15 protein-coding genes and 1 pseudogene are annotated in these 17264 nt (G+C 50.3%); 7 read left to right on the top strand and 9 right to left on the bottom strand.

Features of this window, described 5'->3' with window-relative positions; genetic code table 11:
* Positions 1-8 precede the first annotated feature (8 nt).
* Positions 9-1847, bottom strand: a complete 1839-nt coding sequence (locus tag EDM59_RS15395; RefSeq protein ID WP_122924398.1) for an AraC family transcriptional regulator — start codon at positions 1845-1847, stop codon at positions 9-11.
* A gap of 309 nt (positions 1848-2156) precedes the next feature.
* Between EDM59_RS15395 and EDM59_RS15390 the strand changes: the two genes are divergently transcribed.
* Both EDM59_RS15390 and EDM59_RS31595 read left to right on the top strand, forming a co-directional pair.
* Positions 2157-2759 (top strand): NAD(P)H-binding protein, encoded by a 603-nt coding sequence (locus EDM59_RS15390; protein ID WP_246011065.1) that lies wholly within the window; start codon positions 2157-2159, stop codon positions 2757-2759.
* 114 nt (positions 2760-2873) lie between these two features.
* Positions 2874-2996, top strand: coding sequence for a hypothetical protein (locus EDM59_RS31595; protein WP_281274565.1), 123 nt, complete (start codon positions 2874-2876; stop codon positions 2994-2996).
* Between the two features lie 49 nt (positions 2997-3045).
* On the opposite strand, the gene EDM59_RS15385 is transcribed toward EDM59_RS31595, so the two are convergent.
* From EDM59_RS15385 to EDM59_RS15375, 3 genes are all read right to left on the bottom strand, one after another.
* Positions 3046-3285 carry a DUF2798 domain-containing protein gene (locus tag EDM59_RS15385; protein WP_122924397.1) on the bottom strand — a complete coding sequence of 80 codons (240 nt, stop codon included), beginning with the start codon at positions 3283-3285 and terminating at the stop codon, positions 3046-3048.
* Between the two features lie 423 nt (positions 3286-3708).
* Positions 3709-4815, bottom strand: coding sequence for an NADH:flavin oxidoreductase (locus tag EDM59_RS15380; RefSeq protein ID WP_122924396.1), 1107 nt, complete (start codon positions 4813-4815; stop codon positions 3709-3711).
* A 94-nt stretch (positions 4816-4909) separates the two neighbouring features.
* Positions 4910-5491 carry a TetR/AcrR family transcriptional regulator gene (locus EDM59_RS15375; protein WP_122924395.1) on the bottom strand — a complete coding sequence of 194 codons (582 nt, stop codon included), beginning with the start codon at positions 5489-5491 and terminating at the stop codon, positions 4910-4912.
* Positions 5492-5739: 248 nt separating this feature from the next.
* Between EDM59_RS15375 and EDM59_RS15370 the strand changes: the two genes are divergently transcribed.
* Together EDM59_RS15370 and EDM59_RS15365 are read left to right on the top strand one after the other, a co-directional pair.
* On the top strand, positions 5740-8859 hold the full coding sequence (locus EDM59_RS15370; protein ID WP_122924394.1) for a GNAT family N-acetyltransferase: 3120 nt from the start codon (positions 5740-5742) through the stop codon (positions 8857-8859).
* Positions 8846-9715: an amidohydrolase family protein gene (locus EDM59_RS15365; RefSeq protein WP_122924393.1), complete on the top strand. Its 870-nt coding sequence runs from the start codon at positions 8846-8848 to the stop codon at positions 9713-9715. Before EDM59_RS15370 ends, EDM59_RS15365 begins: the two co-directional genes overlap by 14 nt.
* A 77-nt stretch (positions 9716-9792) precedes the next feature.
* Here EDM59_RS15365 and tyrS read toward each other — a convergent pair whose 3' ends face one another.
* The 3 genes and pseudogenes from tyrS to EDM59_RS15345 form a co-directional block, all read right to left on the bottom strand.
* Positions 9793-11052 carry a tyrosine--tRNA ligase gene (gene tyrS / locus EDM59_RS15360; protein ID WP_122924392.1) on the bottom strand — a complete coding sequence of 420 codons (1260 nt, stop codon included), beginning with the start codon at positions 11050-11052 and terminating at the stop codon, positions 9793-9795.
* A gap of 895 nt (positions 11053-11947) precedes the next feature.
* Positions 11948-12290 (bottom strand): annotated as a pseudogene (locus EDM59_RS15350) (RNA 2'-phosphotransferase).
* Positions 12232-12471 carry an NADAR domain-containing protein gene (locus tag EDM59_RS15345; protein WP_342769214.1) on the bottom strand — a complete coding sequence of 80 codons (240 nt, stop codon included), beginning with the start codon at positions 12469-12471 and terminating at the stop codon, positions 12232-12234. Before EDM59_RS15345 ends, EDM59_RS15350 begins: the two are co-directional and overlap by 59 nt.
* A gap of 186 nt (positions 12472-12657) precedes the next feature.
* On the opposite strand from EDM59_RS15345, the gene EDM59_RS15340 reads away from it, so the two are divergent.
* The gene (locus EDM59_RS15340; RefSeq protein WP_122924389.1) at positions 12658-13179 is read left to right on the top strand and encodes an ECF transporter S component; all 522 of its coding nucleotides are present in this window, start codon (positions 12658-12660) and stop codon (positions 13177-13179) included.
* Between the two features lie 452 nt (positions 13180-13631).
* Here EDM59_RS15340 and EDM59_RS15335 read toward each other — a convergent pair whose 3' ends face one another.
* Positions 13632-14438: a helix-turn-helix domain-containing protein gene (locus EDM59_RS15335; protein ID WP_122924858.1), complete on the bottom strand. Its 807-nt coding sequence runs from the start codon at positions 14436-14438 to the stop codon at positions 13632-13634.
* A 114-nt stretch (positions 14439-14552) separates the two neighbouring features.
* On the opposite strand from EDM59_RS15335, the gene EDM59_RS15330 reads away from it, so the two are divergent.
* Complete coding sequence (locus tag EDM59_RS15330) at positions 14553-15758, top strand: MFS transporter (protein ID WP_122924388.1); 1206 nt, start codon at positions 14553-14555, stop codon at positions 15756-15758.
* Between the two features lie 64 nt (positions 15759-15822).
* Here the strand turns inward: EDM59_RS15330 and EDM59_RS15325 are convergent, their stop codons facing one another.
* Positions 15823-16326, bottom strand: coding sequence for a DUF6022 family protein (locus EDM59_RS15325; RefSeq protein WP_122924387.1), 504 nt, complete (start codon positions 16324-16326; stop codon positions 15823-15825).
* Positions 16327-16488: 162 nt separating this feature from the next.
* Between EDM59_RS15325 and EDM59_RS15320 the strand changes: the two genes are divergently transcribed.
* Entirely contained in the window at positions 16489-17244 is a 756-nt protein-coding gene (locus EDM59_RS15320) for a MerR family DNA-binding transcriptional regulator (RefSeq protein WP_246011063.1), read from the top strand.
* Positions 17245-17264 lie beyond the last annotated feature (20 nt).

Raw genomic sequence — 17264 nt, 5'->3', positions numbered from 1 at the left:
GCTTCCTTTTACAGCAACGCTTCTGCGATCTGATCCACTACCCGGTTAATGGCAATTGGACCATAGTAACCGATCCACATCGTGGTATTGAACGTGCTCACCTGATTGGCTTTCACCACGCGAAGCCCTTTCCAGATTGCTGACTTCTGGTATTCACGAGTCAGCTCCTCGTTTGAATCGTCCTTCAGAACGAAGAGGTGATCGGCATTCAGCTCTGTCATCGCATCAAGCCCGATAAACGAACTTGTCCTCTTGCTGTCGATTGCCATAGACGGCGCTGCCATTCCGAGATCGCGATACAAGATTTTGGCTGTTCGATGCGCGGTTGTATGCAGTCTGATCATATTGTCCCTGGGGCGAATCAAAGAGACGGTCTTTCCATTCATCTTGGCAGCTAGCGCATCTTTCAAAGAGACGATCTTCTGATTGTAATCATCGATGACTTTCTGCGCTTCTTTCTCTTTTCCAAGCATTTTTCCCAGGACAGGAAGCGAGACTCGCCAATCTTCATTTCTATCCAGCATCACGGTTGGTGCGATGGCGGCAAGCTCGTCGTATACATGCTCATGGATCTGCGTGCAAATGATCAACTCAGGTGATATCTCTGCGATTGCGGCCAGATCAGGCTCATCCTTTGTCCCTAAACGCTTGATTTCTCCAAGCTGCCGCGCCAGATTTTCCGGCAACAAAATCGACGTATCACTCGTACCGAAAACACTGCCGATCGGCAAATGTCCCAACGAATACAATTGATCAATATACTGATAATCCAATACGACTATCTTTTCAGGTGTATGAGCGAGGTCTAGTTCACCTTTGCGATGACTGATTGTTCGGAGTGTAGCTTCTGTCACTCCCCCCTTGGATTGGACCAATCTATGAGCTTCCCTGGTGCCAGGCGACGAGGCTGCGCTTTGATACTGATAATGAATCGCATTCTCGTCAGTAACACTATACATGGGCGTTTTTTGGGACACAATGTACGATGGCGACAAGCCGGATGGATTATAACGACAAACAGCCTGTTCTCTGAACTGTGAGGGGGAAAGCCCGCTGTACTTTTTGAACATCCGGCTGAAGTAATAGCTGTCTGAATAGCCCACTGCCTCCGCGATTTGAATCAAGGGCGCCTGCATCCGCGTAAGCAAATCTTTTGCCCTCTCCAATCGCAGCCGAAGCAAGTACTCCATGGGACCGATTTGCAGCTCTGCTTTGAACAAGCGCTGCAGCTGCCGCGCATTGCAGCCTAGCTGATTTGCCAGTAGATCCAAGGAAATCTTCTGGGCATAATTCTCTTCCATGAATTGGACTGCTTGTTCAAGCAATCTTTGCGAGGTTGTCGTTTCTTTATGTACAGAAAGCTGCTGAAGCGTTTCATAGATAAACTGATGAAACAGCGACTTGGCATGCAGCTTGTCGAGAGCGCTATTTGTAAGCCACTGCTGGTACAGCTTTTCTACTGTAGCCAAGAGAGTAAACGGGGCATGCGGGGCAAATCCAAACGTACTTTGAAAGGGATCACTCGCTCTCTGCATCCGAAGCAGCTCTTCCCTGCATGGCATCGTCAGGCTCGCCTTGTAGAGGATCATATAATACTCGAGCGGTTCGCTTACCTCCACCACGGTAAAGGACGTCCCCTTCCCTGCATGACAAACGGGGGAGAGATCAGTCCCGTAAGCAGTTTGATCCAGCCACAGCTGCGCCCGGCCCCTGACTGTACATAGAAATGTGCTGGCCGCAAGCTTCGACGGGGGAAGAACCTCTCCCGGCGCGAGGATACTGCGGCGAACGTCCACTACCTTGAGAGCCGCGTGATTCCACAGCATCAATTGATCCTGAAAGGACAACTCCCATCCCTCCTACTACGTGCTTCATTGTGCGAATTGGTTGTGATTATTATATATGATAATGATTATCATTAACAACAAAAACATACTGCAAAACGGCATGCATCTTGATCGTTTTCATCCAGTTTCTGTAAGTCGAGATCATGAAGGAAGGCGGCTCGCTCCTCCCCTCGATGCTCGCCGAGCGCATCGAAGACAGCATGCATGCTCTCGATGAAACAGAGCAGCGCCACTTGCTATCCTTATTAAACAAACTCCGGCGGGGGTAGAGCTCTCTCGTTATGTCCATTTCGTTAAGCCCTTGACTATATGCCAGTGAAAAGAGGCGAACAGATCGATGTCGATTGCCATTACAGGTGCAAACGGAAAGCTTGGAACGCACTCATCCTCTCCCACCTCCTCGACCACATTCCTGCCCGGGATATCATTGCCTGCGTACGAAATCCACAAGCCATGCATGCGTATCAAGCACGGGGAGTAGACATCCGTTTCTGCGATTATGACCAAGCCTCCTCCCTTGCCCATGCTTTTCAAGGCGTGTCACAGTCCCTCCTGATCTCCAGCCCGATCCTCGATAATGCTGCACGCTTGCAGCAGCATTCCCAAGTGATCGCGGCGGCAAAGCAAGCATCCATCTCACACATTTTGTATACGGGCTTTGCGTTTCCCACTCCTGGCGCAAGCGCCCTGGCGGATCTTCATCTGGCTACCGAGCAAGCCATTCTCGACACCGGCATTCCTTTCACATTTTTGCGAAACGCCTTGTACATCGACTTTGCCGGCTCTCTTCCGCTCCATTCCGCCGTGGCAAATGGCTGCCCCACCGTCCCTCCTGGCGATTGGCGCTTCCATGCGGTCTCTCGCGCTGATCTGGCCAAAGGGATTGCTGCTGTTCTCGCAGAACCAAAGTAGCATCTCAACAAAACCTACGAGCTCACCGCCTCCCATCCGTGGACATTTCATGACCTGACAGCTGCTATGTCCGAGTTGAGCGGAAAGCCGCTTGTGCTGCAGGAGAATCCCGAGATGAAAAGCTGGCTGTACGGATTTTTGCGGCAGATCAACACGTCCAGCGTCTCCCGTGACCTGGAGCAGTTGCTGGGGCATCCAACCACAGTCCTCAAAGAGAGCATTCGTCCCTTTCTCTAGGCGATTGGACGAAAAAAAACGCAACCTCCACGGGCTGCGTTTTTTCGTATCATTTGCTTTCGACAAATGTGATTTTTCTCATAATATACTTGCGAATTAGCTTTGGAAACATGTATGCGCACGGAAAGGCGAACATGAACGCCGCCGGCCAAGCCTTCAGCCATTTGCCCAACAACTCCGCGTTAAAGCCGAAATTGATCAGCATCATAAAAAAAGAAATAATGCAGGACATCCCCAGCGCCATAAAAAAGGTAAACAGAATTGCTTCGTATTTTTTCTTGATTTTCAATGGTATCTCCCTTTTATCTCTGTATTTTTCTATTGCGTAAGTAAGTATTTCGATGAAATTTACGTGATGAGAGCCGTTTCTCTACCCGCTTCTTTAAAATACCTAACTATCATATCGAAATTTAAATTCCCCATCAAGGAGTTCGTGAATGGCCAAATGCTTCCACCGCCATGACCCGTTAACCTGGGTAAGCCAAGTAAGGAGAAGCTTCTTCTGCATAAGAAAACCTCTATCGAGGCAAAGTCAAGAAGGAGCGACCGCGTTTTAGCGGAAAGTTTTACCGAAGGAATGCCAGAAGCGGACGCTGAGGCACTTCGTCATGCGCTCCGGAATTCATAAGCCTAAAGCTTATAAATTCCTATACGTTGAAAAAACACGCCTGTGTGGGGCGTGTTTCTCATTGTTCGGGTAAAAGCATGACGCTTAAACCAGTGTTTTCAGAGCTTCAGCCTGGAAGGGGATCAGCTCATCCAGTCGATTGTCCCGGATCTTTGCCGCCCAAGCAGGATCAGCCAAAAGCGCGCGTCCAACTGCAACCAGATCAAACTCGCCTTTTTCCAATCGTTCGAGCAAGCCATCGATGTCCGCAACATCTGCGCCTTTTCCTTCTCTAAAGAACTGCATGAACTCTTCATTTAGGCCGACCGAGCCCACGGTAATGACGGGTTTGCCTGTCAGCTTTTTCGTCCAGCCCGCGAAATTCAGGTCGGAGCCTTCGAATTCCGGCTCCCAGAAACGGCGGGTTGAGCAATGGAAAATGTCGACGCCTGCCTCTACGAGCGGCTTCAGCAGCTGCTCCAGCTCCTGTGGCGTTTTCGCCAGCTTCGCATCGTATTGCGCGGATTTCCACTGCGACAGCCGCAGGACAATCGGAAAATCGGGTCCTACCGCGGCGCGGCATGCAGCCACGATTTCCGCTGCAAAACGGGTCCGCTCTACGAGGCCTCCACCATAACGGTCCGTGCGTTGGTTCGTCCGCTCCCAGAGAAACTGGTCGATCAAGTAGCCGTGTGCCCCATGAAGCTCGACGCCGTCAAAGCCCAGCTTCTTGGCATCAGCTGCCGCTTGGGCAAATGCCGCAATGACTTGCTTGATTTCCTCTTCTGTCATGGGCTCCTCGACTTTTTTCCCCTCAAGTGTCAAACCGGACGGACCAATAGAATGAGCTTCCGGGTGAGGAAGGGAGTTCGGCTTGCGCGTCATACCGACATGCCAAATTTGTGGAATGATTTTCCCACCGGCAGCATGGACCTCCTCTACGACCTTTGCCCAGCCTTGCAAAGCTGCTTCCCCATGGAAATTCGGCACATTCGGATTGTCCGTCGCCGCTGGATGGTTGATGAGCGTGCCTTCCGTTACGATCAAGCCTACGCCATTCTCCGCGCGTCTGCGGTAGTAAGCGGCCACATTCTCACCAGGCACACCATTGGGAGAAAAGGCTCGGGTCATCGGAGCCATTACAATGCGGTTCGCAAGCTTCAGGCCTCCAAGCTCAATCGGTTGAAACAATATGTCCAAGGCAGTAGTCATGGGCTTTTCCCTCCAAAATGGTCTTTTATAATGAAGCGGAATACGAAACAAACAGAGTCACATGGAAGATTCACCAAGGAGAGCAGTGACAAGTCTATTTCAGCAATTGGAGAAAGGTGGACACAGAATCCTCCACGAAGGCTCTTTCCGGCTTTGACTTCAGCGTCACCAAAAGTCCTGCCATGTACACAACGAGTGATCGCGATACTGCCGCCGCGTCCAGTTTCTCGGCAAGCTCCCCCGTCTCCATTCCTCTCTCGATTGCCTGTTGAAATAGTTCTTGCAGCTGCGTTTGATTGTGCCTGGTAATACGAGCAAACTCGGGATCATGCGGTGCGAGCTCAACCATCGTATTGATCGAGAAGCAACCACGATTGGGCTTGGCATCATAGGCGGCAGCAATGATGTCTGTAAAGCAAGAACGTATGGCTTCTCGAATCGTCGTCTCCTTCTGAAGCTTTGCTTGATAATAGGCCATGGTGGCTTCGGAATACTTTGCCAGGCAGGCTAGAAAGAGAGACTGCTTATCGCCAAACGTCGCATACAAACTCGTCCGCTGGATACCCATTCGTGCAGTGAGGTCGCTGAGCGAGGTGGCCTCATAGCCTTTTTCCCAAAACACCTGCATGGCAGCATCTAATGCGGCTCGCTCATCGAACTCCTTGTTTCGTGCCATGAATGCTCTTTCGTCTCCTTTTTGTACTGATCGGTACGGAATTATCTTACTGTTCACCATTCGCTGCTGTCAACCAATCGCTGCACTTTGCCGCACATCACAGAAAAGCAGCTGCCTTTTATCATTTACGGCAGGTATTGATTGCTATTCACATTGTTTTTCCTTTCAACCGAAACTGCGCCTATCTTTCTATCGTACACTCTAGTAAAATATACAGAAATTTACATGATGAGAGAGGTGTAAGCACCATGGAATTGATTTCGATCGTCCCCTACCGACCGGAGCTGGCAGCAGCCGTGGCCGACATGTGGAACGCAAGCCGGGACAGCTGGGGTGGCGGCAATTCGATCTCTACCGCTGAGCAGATTCAACAGGAAGAAGCAAGCTCCGATGCCCTGTTTGTCTACCTGGCAATGGAAGGGGAAAGGGTCGTAGGCTATTGCAGCCTGGGAGAATATCGCGAAGATACTGGTGCCCTATACATCCCCCTCCTCAATGTACGCCCGGACTATCATGGAAAAAAGGTCGGCCGCATGCTGCTTGCCCGCGCATTGGAGAAAACCATTGAGCTCAGATGGCCGCGACTGGACCTCTATACGTGGGCGGGGAACACCAAAGCCGTCCCTTTATACAAGAAATTCGGTTTCTTCTGGGAAGACCGGGATGACTCGACTCATCTGATGAATATGATCCCCACTGTACTGCATACCGAGGCGCTCGCTCCGTATTTTGAGCATCTCGACTGGTATCAGGATTCCACCCGAGAGATCGTGGTCGAGCCGGATGGACGGAAGGAAAATGGCTTCGACTACTTCACCTACTCCTGGGCAAAGGGAGACACGAGCTTGCGGGTGGAATTTGAACGGCTTGGCCGTGGCATGCGCCTCATTGAAACCGAGGATTATCTTTTGTCAGCTGAGGTAGAGAAGCTGGAGCTCGTTTTTGGCAGAGCGTATCAGATTCATTACCGCATCGTGAATAAATCAGGCAAGCCGCTCCAGCTTTCCTTGCAGGGAGAATCCAACGAGTCGATCCGCTTTGATTACCAGCAGGAGCTTATCGTAACAGGAGAGACGGCTTTGTCGGCAAGCTTTCTCGTCCATCCAATCACCGAAGAGCAAAGCGTCTGGCGCACACACCCACGGGTCAGCACAAACCTGAAGATCAACGGAAAATCAGCTGTATTCCACGTAGGGATTGTCCCCAAGTTTCCCGCATCTCTCACCTTGCAGCTGCCTGGTCTCGCCTATCCGGGTAGGTCTGTGCAGTTTTATTTGGATGTAGAGAACAATTTTGCGGAAGAGGCTGTGTTTGCTTTTGAACTGCCTTCCCGCTCCTTTCTCTCCATCTCGGATCAGCCGCGTACACTACGCCTTCACGGCAAAGAACGCACCTCCGTTCCTCTTGCCGCAGACCTGCATGATTACGGGTTTTACGGGGGAGACGTACAGATCAACGCACAACTATCAGACGGCACCTCTGTCTCGTTTTCCAAAAAGATCGGCGTTGCCTTTGCCGGGCCGGGTGCTTTGTTGTCTGGCGAAACGGAGCAAACCTGGCAGGTCCATCATGGCTATCATTCCATGTATTTCAGCAAGGACGACAACGAGATTACGATCTTCAGCGGTACGGGAGGGGAGCCGACAACTCTCCTACATCCGAAAGTCGGCAAACCGTATTCCAGCGAGTTTTCGAAAAAACGAGCGGAGCAGATCACCTGCATCCAAGAAAAGGGCGGTATCGGGATTCGTGCTGAATATCAGCCAGGAGCATACCCGCACATTCTCCTGATCGGAAAGACTCTCCTTTTCGGAGATGGCACGGTCGAGCACGGGTTTGAAGTAGAAAATCGGTCAGCCGATCAAATGTCCCCCGAGCTTTGGCTGAATCAAGAGATCTCTCATGATTTAGTGCGCCCCATCTTTCCCTATCAAGGCCGTTATGTCGAAATCTCATCCTCCTATGGCAGTGGCTTGGATTACTGGGATGGAGAGCTGATCAGCGAGAATTGGCTGTTTTCACGGGACGAGACTGCACCATGGGGGATGACTTGGCCTAAAGAGTACCGCGCCGACTTACAAGGCTGGTATATTTCCGTTGAAAAGGAGGTTGGACCTGTAGCGCCGCTCGGTAAAAAAGCGTACGGGCCACTTCATTTCACACATGGCAGCTTTCCCGATTGGAAGGAATTCCGCGCATTTGCCCGAAAAGAAGCTCTGCCCCAAGACGTCTCCTTGACGCCTCATTTGGAGCTGGTTGCCAACGATTACAATCCGTTTATCCATGACGAAGAAATACGCGTCCAAGTAAACGAATACAAGCAGCAGTATTTGGATGGCAAATTGGAAGTATCCTTTGCACATGAAGCTTGTGCTGGTCAAACCCGGCATTTAACGGAGGAAGAGGAAGTAACGGAAAGCAGCTTTTCTCTCGCCACTCCTGATCAGAGCTATGCGCTCGTACAGGTGGATGCCCGATTTGCTACGCATGAGTCTCCACTGCGAAGCGCCATATTTCCAGTCGGGCGTGGTGAAGTAATCCGGGAGAAGGTCGTGGATCAAGGACAAGAGACGTTCCTCGCCGACAACGGACTGTTGCAGCTGAAAGCAGCACCCGCTTTTTATCCGGCGCTCTACTCTCTCGTCATCAATGGGCAGGAATGGCTGGCCAGCTCCTTCCCCGAGCGCCAGCCCAAATCCTGGTGGAACCCGTGGACAGGAGGAATCCGCACAGAGATTGAAGGCTTGAGTGCCTTTTCTCTCGTAAAGGAGGAGCACACCGCCGCCTTCGTCGAACTGACCGATAATCAGCAAAACAGGTGGCAGGGAATCAAGCTGAGCTACACAGTGAACAAACAAGAGAAGCTGCGCAATATGACGTGCCACCAGTACTTCTTGCTGCTTCCCGGGGTCCCGCTTCTCTGCCATACCGTAGAAATCGAACAGAAAACCGGTACCTATTTTGCATCGAAGGGCTGGACGACGGATATTTTCCTGCAGCCGGGAGACGAAGACGCGCCCGTTTGGCTGAAGACGACTGGAGCAGATGGCGTGCAACTCACCTATCAGCTGGCACAGGGCGAGCTGGCTGTAAACGAAGCCTCTGATTATACCGTGGGCAGCGCCTCCCGCAAAGATATCATGCAGATCGTCACGGATTTGGACCACGCCGATTTGAGTGCCTACGCCAACAAAGAGGTGGCTGTCGCCTCGGTTGTACGCGAGCTTGATCTGCCGAACAATACCACAGCCTTTACGCCGCCCGTCTTTTTCCTGTTCGCGGACAAAGAGCTTCCTTCCTCGTCTTTGGATGCTTTGCGAGCGATTCGATTTACGCGCCAAGGGAGGATATCGGATGAAAATCATTGATGCCCATATGCATTTATCCCAGATTGAAGAGTTCAAACGCACTGCGGCTGAGAAGTCGTTCGTCGATTACTCCGTCGCAGGCATCCTGCAGGAGTACGCGGAAAATGGCGTCGTGCTCGGGATCGGCATGGGCCTGACGGAGACGCAGCCGGACGGATTTCCCGATGCAATTTCGGTCACGCCAATGGGACTGGATCTCACGGAGGAGCTTCCCCCTCAGCTCGTTTATTGCCTGGGGATCAATCCGTTCACACTGGATCAGGCGGCAGTGGCGCGACTGGATGAGGACTTGAAGAAGCCAAACGCAGTCGGATTGAAGATCTATTTGGGCTACTATCCCTTCTACGCCTACGACAGCGTCTACGATCCGGTCTACGAGCTGGCTGCCAAGCACCAGGTTCCGGTCGTCTTTCACACGGGCGACACCTACTCGGAGCGCGGACTTTTGAAATACTCCCATCCGCTCACCCTGGACGAGGTAGCGGTGAAGCATCGGGAGGTCAACTTCATGATGGCTCACTTCGGAGATCCCTGGGTGCTGGATGGGGCGGAGGTCGTTTACAAAAACCGCAACATGTTTGCCGATCTATCTGGCCTCATGGTCGGGGACGCAGCCAATTGCCAGCGGCTGAAGGACTCCCCGCTGTTCTTCGCACATCTGCGTCACGCCATCACCTACTGCGATCACTATGAAAAGTTTTTGTTTGGAACGGACTGGCCGCTTGCGCCCATCAAGCCTTACATCCAATTCGTGCAGGAGCTGATCCCCGCAGAATATCATGAGGATGTGTTTTACAAAACGGCTTTGAAGGTGTTTCCAAAGATACGGTCGTTGGTCGAGGACGAGGTCGAGTAGGCTCAGACTCCCTATCCGATCGACAGCAAAAAACCCCTTTGGTCTCCCAAGGGGGTTCTTGCTGTCTCTTCACTGGTCTACAGTATTTTCACCAAGCTGTAGTTTTTCTTACCTTTGCGGATGATGATAAAACGTCCACCAATTGCCAGATCCGGTGTAACTTCGAGAGCCAGGTCGCTAAGCTTCTCACCGTTCATGGAAATCGCGCCATTGTTGATGTCCTCACGCGCCTGGCGCTTGGAGGGCTCAATGCCTAGATCGACGAGCCAGTCGACGATGTTTTTCGCTTCCTTCGTCGCTTCAAAGGTCGGCATTTCCTTAAAGCCTTGCTCAATCTCGTCAGCTGTCAACGATTTGATATCGCCCGTAAACAGCGCTGCGGTAATCCGTTTTGCCTGCTCCAGCATTTCTTCGCCGTGGACAAATCGGGTCATTTCTTCTGCCAGCGTTTTTTGCGCCTCGCGCTTGTGCGGCTCAGTCTGCACTTTTTCCGCCAGCTCCTCGATTTGCTCTTTGGAGAGGAATGTAAAGTACTTCAAGTATTTCACGACATCGCGGTCATCGGTGTTCGCCCAGAACTGGTAGAATTCGAATGGCGTTGTCTTGTTCGGATCCAGCCAGATCGCGCCACCAGCTGTTTTCCCGAATTTCGTACCGTCGGATTTCAGCATCAGCGGAATGGTCAGTCCGAATGCTTTGGATTCGTGTCCTTCTTTTTTGCGGATCAATTCCAAACCGCTTGTGATGTTGCCCCATTGGTCCGAACCGCCCACTTGCAGCTGTACATCCTCATGTTTGTACAGGTGCAGGTAGTCGAGGGACTGCAGGATTTGGTAGGAGAATTCGGTAAAGGAAATCCCGCTCTCCAGCCGGCTCGCCACCACGTCCTTTGCCAGCATCGAGTTGATGCTGAAGTTCTTCCCGTAATCCCGCAAAAACTCAATCACATTGATTTTATGCGTCCAGTCGTAGTTGTTGACCAGGCGGATCTGGTTGTCGCCTTCTGTCACGAACAGCTTTTTCATCTGGGCAGTCAGCGCATCTACGTTTGCTTGGATTTGCTCCAAGGTTTGCAAGGAACGCTCGGATTGACGTCCGCTTGGGTCTCCGATCGTACCTGTAGCGCCCCCAATCAAAATGACGGGACGGTGACCCGCAAGCTGGAAGCGTTTCAGCACCATAAAAGGAATCAAGTGCCCGATATGCATACTGTCTCCAGTCGGGTCTACCCCACAGTACACGGAGATCGATTTTTGGTTGGTCAATTCGCGAAGACCTTCTTCATCCGTCTGTTGGTTGATAGCTTCGCGCCATGCGAGTTCGTCGATAATGTTCACTGCTAAGCACTCCTTCATTTTCATAGATACTTAAAAACCGAGTTAGATTGCGAGAAATGAGAAAACTTGGCTTCGCCTAGCTTTGTGGCGGAGCTTTAGGTGCACTGATACTGGCTAAGAATCTTATAAATTCTTCCTGTATAAAAAAATCGCCCCTAGTCATGAAGACATAGGGACGATTGATTAACCGTGGTACCACCCAGATTGCACGAATGGATTTTGCGCACATCGCGCTCCACTCCTGCCGCTCTCGGCGAGTTATCGTTCGCCATTCCGCTCAGCATTACCCGAGATACTCCAGAGTTGTAATTCGCAGGCTTCGTGTGTACCGGATTCCATCACCCCCGGCTTTCTGAAACAGGGACCAAGCTGCTACTAGGCTCTTTCAACGTATATCGCATATAAGATTACAGACAGTATAGTGAATTCCTGATGTGGTGTCAACTGGTGGGGGAAGACACATCCAATACTCATTTGCCTCTCGTTCGGAACTCCCACATAAGTGCGATAATATATAGTCCCATGAGAATCACGGACGTTGCCATGAAACCCTCAAAATATTGAAAGAATTTTTCCTGTGACCACTGCTCTTCTCCAACAATAAAGGCAGCCAATGTATTCGAGACGGCAATGCCATCCTGTAATCCAGGTAGTAAGCTTTGCACGTAATTCACTCCAAGACACGCGGTAGCAAGCACACAAAATAGGAGACTCAATAAGACAAGCCTTGAGAAAGGGCGGGTAACCCCACATTTTTTAAATAAAACAAGCACAAGAAGCAAGGCAATGCATACGGTCAGGAGAAATCCCACCAATTGTGCCACTTCCTTTTTCAAAAGGTTTGCTTACTTTGGAAGAAGACCTGCCTTTCTTCCTTGCCTTCCCCTTTGCAAATTTACCCATTCGCGGTGACCGATATGTACTTCTGATCGATCTCGTCCGCGAGCCACACCATCTCGTTTCCATGATAGAACTTTACGCCGTCCTCATAGGCCCGCTTTGCATCGATTGTCAAAATGGCAGGACCCGTCCTTGATCTCATGACGTTTTTTATCTGATCGCTCAATCATCGTATGAAAATCCTGCTCGGAAATGTGGCGCCAGACAGGCTGTTCTTGCAAGGAGGAAATCAATTGCTCGATCTCGACCCATCCGTACTCATCCAGCTCCAGCTCGTATTCATGCGGCGCATGTCGCAGAGCGTATGACATTTCCTTGCTTAGTCTTTGATAATCCACCTTGGAAGCTCTCCTTTCTCTGCCTAACTACAAAGTTTTTCACCAAGCGCCCCAGCTGCTTCTGTTCGCGAGGCTCTGCCGCTTTTAACACTTTCTCGGCAATCTTCCTATCGTGAAAAAGAACGGCTTTCCCGTACATCATCGCTTGCTCTGCACAATTGAAGGTGATTCCAGCTTCTATACTTCCTTCGTTGTTTGTTGGCTGTTTTTGGAATGATATTACTATACACGCTTCGCCTTGGGAACCCTATGGAGAAGATTCCCAAACAAATATAGTTATGCACCCTCGTACATAAGTAGCACATACCATATTTATTAATTGGTTGATTATGAGTATGATAAGAGAAAAAAAGAAAGAGGCAATCATATGGGTTCCTTATCTTCGAGAAACACATCACAAACCAAAACCTTGGTTATCAACGCCCTTTTCATCGCTTTAACTCTCGTATTTACCATGTTCATCAACCTGCGGCTCCCGATCATGGGGAACGGTGGCCTCATTCACCTCGGCAACGTGCCTCTATTTATTGCCGCCTTTGTTTTTGGCAAAAGGACCGGAGCCATCGCAGGCGCTTTCGGGATGGGTCTTTTTGACCTGATCTCGGGATGGACGACGTGGGCACCGTTTACCTTTGTCATCGTAGGTGCGATGGGCTATGTAGCTGGCCTCCTGGCAGAAAAGACACCAGGCAATAGAATCTGGGTCTATTCTCTGGCTATTCTCGTTGCGCTGGTCATCAAAATCGTGGGCTATTATTTTGCCGAAGTTATCCTGTACGCCAACTGGATTCAGCCATTCGGCTCGATCCCTGGCAATCTGCTTCAAGTCGTTGTTGCTGGAATTATCGTCTTGCCGCTTGTAGGGCGATTGAAAAAAATAGCAGGGTAACCACCCAACCAACTGAACCAAAAACCGCTCAAGTGATCCTTCCTTCACCTGAGCGGTTTTTTTATCGAGCAACCTGCTACTCCTTATTGATCAACGTGCTTCCAAGCCTTCTGCGAGCACATTCGTAGGTTATCCTTTGTTTGGTGTATACGATTTCTGTTTTTGCTCAACTTTTCACCTCGTCTTCGAATCTCTTCACCGTCGAGATACTCAACAACATAGGCCAGAACCAACACACAGGCAAACAGCCACCATAAATCAGGGGACAGGCTGCATCATATACAGACGAGTGACCCATCTCCGATCAAACGCAAGGATCTGTACTTTGGTTTTTTAACCGTATATATATTGGCAAGAAGGCCTAGCCCGAGTACGAAAAATCATCCCTTAAACAAAAAAACCCTTGTTTCCACAAGGGTGCAGCGATGCGATGTATGGTCAAATGGCCGGTCTTATTTGCCAGAGTTGCGGAATTGCTTTGGTGTGCATCCCACCCCTTTAAAAAATGCCCGTTGAAATTGGCTGACGCTGGAGAACCCGAGGCCAAAGCTGATCTGGGTAACCGAGTCGCCAGTGCCTTTTAGGAGCCGCTTCGCCTCCTCTATTCGCAGCAGGAGCACGTATTGATACGGTGTGACACCCATCGCGACTTTAAAGGATCGGATGAAATGATAGCGGCTTTGCAAAGCCATGGAAGCAAGATCATCCACGCGAATTTCATTTCGAAAGCTCGCATGCATATATTCTAAAACCTTGCCCAAATGCGGATCGGAATGCAAGGTGTGAGCTTTTCCAGCTGGATCAAACACGCTTTTATGATTGCCAATCAACGTGCCACGCAAGTAATAAAGCACCTGTGATTCTACTTCTTCCTGCGCAAGCCGATCTACCCCATCGTATGCAAGAAGCGTGTTGGTCCACTTGCGAAACTTCTCACGCATGAAGCCTGGGTCGAACTTTTGCCGCACATCAAATTCAAAATTCTCTTGTCCGGTAAGCTCCTTCCAGCTATCTTGATTGACCTTGAAAATGAGCACTCCCGCCTGCGGGCCCATCTCAAAATAATGCCGTTCCCTTGGATGCTGAACCAGTCCGCCACCATTTCCCAAGCTGTAAGGGCGATTTCCCAACATGAAGTCGCAATGCCCAAACAACGGAATGGTGATTTGAAACTCGTTTTCATGGACATGGGACTGATTGGAAAATGTTCCTTCTATTTGCCAAAGCTCCAGCTGCGGCGTCGTGATTTGAATAATCATAATCGTCTCACCCTTTTTCATTATAGCAATCATTGCTCGATTTCGTAGCAATAATCGCGACGACGCCTCCTTTCCTCTCCAGTAAGATAGGAGAAAAATAAAGGAGATGAAGAAATGACTCAACCCGCAATAGCCAGACAAGCCGTAAACACGATGCTTTTGGGCGTTAGTTTGGCACATTTGCTCAATGATGCGATGCAGAGTATCGTGCCCGCTGCCTTTCCCATTTTCCAAAAATCGATGCAGCTCAGCTATACCCAAATTGGGTGGGTCGCCTTTACGCTTAACCTGACTGCATCGGTGCTGCAACCTTTCATCGGTTCTTATACGGACCGCAGACCCTTGCCTTTTTTGCTTCCACTGGGCATGGTATTCACGTTGCTTGGGATGATTGGACTTGCTTTCTCACCTGGACTCGGGATGCTGATTGTTTCTGCTGCATTCATCGGAGTCGGCTCATCCGTCCTTCACCCAGAGTCCTCCCGGGTTGCCCATCTTGCTGCTGGCAGTGGCAAAGGGCTCGCTCAATCGATTTTTCAGGTAGGCGGCAATACCGGCCAGGCTTTAGCACCTCTCCTGGTGGCCTATGTCATTTCCCCGCAGGGTCAGTTCGGTTTTCTATGGTTTACATTATTGGCCGTCGTCGGTATCGTCGTCCAGCGCTATGTCAGCAAATGGTATGGGAATCAGGTTCTTTTGCGCACCAGGCAGGATCAACGCTTTACAGGGGATGGCGGCGATGCTCGGCACAGGAACAAGGGATTCGTAGCCTTCGTGCTGGGAATATTGATCATGCTGCTCTTTTCCAAGTTTGTTTATCTGGCGAGCATGACCGGGTTCTACTCCTTTTATTACATGGAACGCTATCACTTGCCGATGGAAAACGCCCAGGTCTCCCTGTTTGCCTTGCAATTCTCGGGAATGGTCGGAACCTTGCTCGGTGGCCCTTTAGCAGACCGTTTCGGCAGGAAAAAGATCATCTGGTTTTCCATTCTAGGAACCGCCCCTTTTTCCTTATGGCTGCCCTATGTCGGCCCTGCCGCTTCTGTCGTGCTCTGCTTGGCGATTGGCGCTATTCTCATGTCCGGCTTTTCCGTCATCATCGTATACGCACAGGAAATGCTTCCGGGGAAAGTGGGGACCATCGCGGGTTTGTTTTTCGGGCTTTCGTTTGGCATGGGGGGTCTCGGCTCAGTAGTATTGGGCTGGTTAATTGACCAGACTGACGTGTTCTTTGTCATTCAACTCTGTGCGTATCTGCCTTTGCTCGGCATGCTTGCTCTATTGCTGCCCAAAGATTCCAAAGTGATGGGGCAGTAAGTACATAGAAAGACCTCACCGTTTTCGGCGATGAGGTCTTCCCTGTTTTTCTGGACGATGACGATCAGGCCTGTTTCTCCTGCTCCTTGAGCTGCCGGATTCCTTGGCGAATCTGCTGTGGCTCTGTGTCCTGAAGCGTATATACGACCGGTGCTGATGGGATATCAAACTTTATGTGAGAGTGGGGAATATCTGTCAGCAAAGTCCCTATCGGAAGCCCTTGCTGATTTCGGACAACATTCCAAAATACGCGCGATCTGTTCTCTTCTGAGCCCCACTTTTCCAGTGAGTTTCGAAAAATCAAACGCTTCGCAATGACAAAATCATCCTCCTTCACGTTCTCTGATACGACGAATCCGGCTGCCTCCAGCTGCTCAAACACCACAGGCATCAGCTGATCCAAAAAAAGCCCGTAAGCTGCATCCTCGATCTCACGAAAAGCGGCAGTCAATGACTCATGCATCGATTCGTACACACCCCTCCATGCAGATGCCAAATATCGGTTGCCCTCCGCACCGATTTCTTCGATTGTCATGTCACCTCGGAAAGTGGGAATGGATTTATTCATGTCCTTGCTCCTCCCTTTACTCAGATTGCTTTCATTGTATTACATGCAAGCAAATTGCAAGGTTTGGCAAAATAGCAAAGAGGATACCGCTCTAATTTACAGAAAACCTTATATACCCATTCAATGTTTGGATATTGGCAGACGCAATCAAGGAGGAATGACATGCCGACCATGCGCCCCAAAAAAATGGCGGAAATGTTTCTCATGAGCGCCAGCACGTTGCGGAATTATGAAGCCAAGGGCATCATTCCGCCTGCAAAGCGCTCTGCGAACGGCTACCGGATTTATACAAGCGAGCATGCAGCCTATTTGGCTTGCATCCAAGCGATGTCTCCTGCGTTTGGGATGGAGACGACCCGTGAAGTATTGAGCTGTCTACGCGAAAACCGTGTAACAGAAGCATTGTGGATCGTGAAGAAAAAAGACGCTTCCTTGTATGAAGAGAAGATCAGGCTGCAGACGTTGATCCAGGATATTCATCTGTATGCCCGCAGCAATCAGGCACCCCTCACTGACGATTGGTTTTCCATCGACGAAGTCTTCCAAAAGACAGGAGCCCCCAAGTCCGCCATCCGCTACTGGGAGCAAGCAGGTCTACTTACTCCTAAGCGGGACCCCGCAAACGATTATCGCCGATACTGCTCCGCACATGTTTTTGCCATTAGACTGCTCCAGGTATTGCAAAACTGCACGTATTCCGAAGACACAGTGAAGCTCAGGAGATCCATTGCAGAGACAGATCATATGGATATTCAGCAGATTCGCAAGCTAGCCGAAGATACCTTGACTTACCTCGATAAAATCAATGGGTCTCAGCTGCGTGGTCTCTATTATCTGTATAAATTGATGCACCTCTCAAAAGCGGATCAGCTGGAAGAAAGCAAACCATGGGAAGACAAGCTAGATACGGATTTCTAGTAGATTCTCGAGCGAAAAAA

The organism is Brevibacillus nitrificans (assembly GCF_003710965.1).
Taxonomy (GTDB): domain Bacteria; phylum Bacillota; class Bacilli; order Brevibacillales; family Brevibacillaceae; genus Brevibacillus; species Brevibacillus centrosporus.
Note: the sequence above shows the minus strand (reverse complement) of the source record. Positions and strands in the feature narration are given on the sequence as shown.

Coding starts and splice junctions, on each gene's coding strand:
- EDM59_RS15390 (WP_246011065.1), top strand. CDS start 2,157: ATGCCAGTGAAAAGAGGCGAACAGATCGATGTCGATTGCCATTACAGG.
- EDM59_RS31595 (WP_281274565.1), top strand. CDS start 2,874: ATGAAAAGCTGGCTGTACGGATTTTTGCGGCAGATCAACACGTCCAGC.
- EDM59_RS15380 (WP_122924396.1), bottom strand. CDS start 4,815: ATGACTACTGCCTTGGACATATTGTTTCAACCGATTGAGCTTGGAGGC.
- EDM59_RS15375 (WP_122924395.1), bottom strand. CDS start 5,491: ATGGCACGAAACAAGGAGTTCGATGAGCGAGCCGCATTAGATGCTGCC.
- EDM59_RS15370 (WP_122924394.1), top strand. CDS start 5,740: ATGGAATTGATTTCGATCGTCCCCTACCGACCGGAGCTGGCAGCAGCC.
- EDM59_RS15365 (WP_122924393.1), top strand. CDS start 8,846: ATGAAAATCATTGATGCCCATATGCATTTATCCCAGATTGAAGAGTTC.
- EDM59_RS15340 (WP_122924389.1), top strand. CDS start 12,658: ATGGGTTCCTTATCTTCGAGAAACACATCACAAACCAAAACCTTGGTT.
- EDM59_RS15335 (WP_122924858.1), bottom strand. CDS start 14,438: ATGATTATTCAAATCACGACGCCGCAGCTGGAGCTTTGGCAAATAGAA.
- EDM59_RS15330 (WP_122924388.1), top strand. CDS start 14,553: ATGACTCAACCCGCAATAGCCAGACAAGCCGTAAACACGATGCTTTTG.
- EDM59_RS15325 (WP_122924387.1), bottom strand. CDS start 16,326: ATGAATAAATCCATTCCCACTTTCCGAGGTGACATGACAATCGAAGAA.
- EDM59_RS15320 (WP_246011063.1), top strand. CDS start 16,489: ATGCCGACCATGCGCCCCAAAAAAATGGCGGAAATGTTTCTCATGAGC.